1 protein-coding gene is annotated in these 2,266 nt (G+C 45.9%); it reads right to left on the bottom strand.

The genetic code is table 11. The annotated features are described in order from the left end of the window. Window positions 1-128: 128 nt before the first annotated feature. Window positions 129-2,147 carry a methyl-accepting chemotaxis protein gene (locus G588_RS0118455; protein WP_022780160.1) on the bottom strand — a complete coding sequence of 673 codons (2,019 nt, stop codon included), beginning with the start codon at window positions 2,145-2,147 and terminating at the stop codon, window positions 129-131. Between the last annotated feature and the right edge of the window lie 119 nt (window positions 2,148-2,266).

Here is a 2,266-nt window from a genome sequence, read left to right as displayed (position 1 = left end):
GGGACGGTTTTTATACCAATGGGGACGGTTCTGTTTGGTACAGTTTTGCGCGCAAAACTATACCAAACAGAACCGTCCCCATTGGTATAAAAACGCCCCCTTGTTATCTCCTATATCATTCAAAAAGTTTATTTAAAGAATGCCATCTCTTCATTGAGCTGAGTAGCAATACTCTTCAAATTATCAGCAGATGAAGCAAGCGTTGTAACCGTCGCAGACAGCTCTTCCATGGAAGCTCCTGTCTCTTCTGAGGATGCGGCATTCTCTTCGCTTATAGCAGACAGTGAATCCATAGCATCCGCAACCACATTCTTGGCACTTACGCAGGTATTGGCATCGACTTCGATACTCTTTACACTCTCAACAGTAGCAGCTATATCCTGGATCATAGCATTTACGCTCTGAACTGTAGCACCAAGAACCTCCGACTGTTCATGGTTCTCGCGCTCAACTTCGGAAGCCATGGTAACTGCTGCCTGAGACTCTTCAAGAAGAACATCCATCTCTTTTCTGATCTCATCAGCCATATTTCTTGAATCATCCGCAAGCTTACCAATCTCTTCAGCAACAACGGAGAAACCTCTTCCTGCTTCGCCGGCTCTTGCTGCCTCGATTGATGCATTAAGGGACAGAAGGTTGGTCTGGGTTGCGATGGAGGCAATTCCCTCAACCTTTTCATTAATACTTTCAACGGCTTTGCTGGTGGCACTGATCTTCTCAGCGATACCTGCGATACTGCTGCTCATACTCTGGCTGCTCTGCTGCAGGTCAGCAAGACTCTGGGCTGATTCTGTGCTGACATTCTGCATTCTGTCTGCCAGATTGGACAGGTCATCGGTACTATGCTGAACATGCCCCGTTGCCTCTCCGATATTTCCAACGCTCTCGGATACGCTCTGGATCTCGTCAGCCTGCTGGGTAGCACCTGATGCAATCTCCTGCACCGCATTGGATACATCATCCGCGGTCTGAGATATCTGATTGGCAGTATCCGCCAACTCTTCAGAGGATTCATTCACCGCAACGGTGGAATCCTTAATACTCTGTACGATTGAAGCAAGCTTATCTATAACAGTGTTTGTATTATTTATAATATCGCCAAATTCGTCTTTTCTTGAGGTAAACTTTGTAATGTGCTCAAAGCGGCCATCTGCAAGCTTGGTGACAGATTCATTGACCTCTTTGAGAGGCTGTGTAAAGGATCTTGACATTACCAGCGAAATAATAACAGCAATAATCAGCATGATAACGCCCATAATTATAATAAAGATCGCTGCAGTGATCGATTCCTTCATAACAACGTTGTAATCGGAAACCATAACAACTACCCAACCGGTCTCCTCGTTTCTCTCAAAGGACATCAAAAGCTTGCTGCCACCGGATTTGCCTAAATAGCTTCCGCGCTCAGCGGATTGGGAATCCTTATACGCCTGGAGATTACTCATATCCTCAAGGTTATTGGCATCGATGGCTCTCTCGTTATGTCCGATCATATGGCCTTGTCTGTCCAGGATCATAGCCTCTTCTTTGTTAGCTGCATTAACGGACTCCGCCAACAGCTCATTGAGAGTTACCAGCTTATAGCTTCTCTGGATTGTTCCGATTATGGCGCCACTCTCATTGTAAATGGGCATGATAGGGAAAATAGTAGCAGATCCGTCCGATTTGGACGCAATAACATCAGAGATGTACTCTTTTCCTGAAAGAGCTGTCTGGTAATAGTCTCTATCCCAGATGTTCTGCAGATTACCGGAGGAACGAACAATCTGTTCGCCATCGGTTCCGGTAACAACTATGGAGTTACCGCCGCCAAGGGACTCTTCAATTCCGGCAAGCCATGCCACCATAGCTTCTTCATCCCTCTCCTCGGGAGGAGCCTCTATGTAGTTACGTATTTCGGGACTGGAAGCAACGGTCCTTAGGGCCTCCATCATCCTCTCCACTTCTTCCATGAAGGTCTTCTCAACTACCGCTGCCTTCTGGGCATTGATGGATTTAGCATCATTAAGGGACTTATTCATGCTGTTCAGATAGTTAACGGTAATGGAAATTGCCAAAGGCACAATACAGATTAAGAGCATCACAGAAATAAGCTTGGTGCTCACACTTTGCAGTGAAAAACCTTTTCCCGACGAATTTTTGGCCATAACATACCTCCTGCGATAATTAGTGAATCGAGTAGGCTGACTCCTACTCGATTTCGCACACGAACATTCCGCATTTCATGCTCCATGTTCTTACGACCGGCAAATGAATTTGTATGCAA

This window comes from Butyrivibrio sp. AE3009 (assembly GCF_000420845.1).
Lineage (GTDB): Bacteria > Bacillota > Clostridia > Lachnospirales > Lachnospiraceae > Butyrivibrio.
The sequence above is the reverse complement of the archived record's forward strand: the minus strand, read 5'-3'. Positions and strand labels throughout refer to the sequence as shown.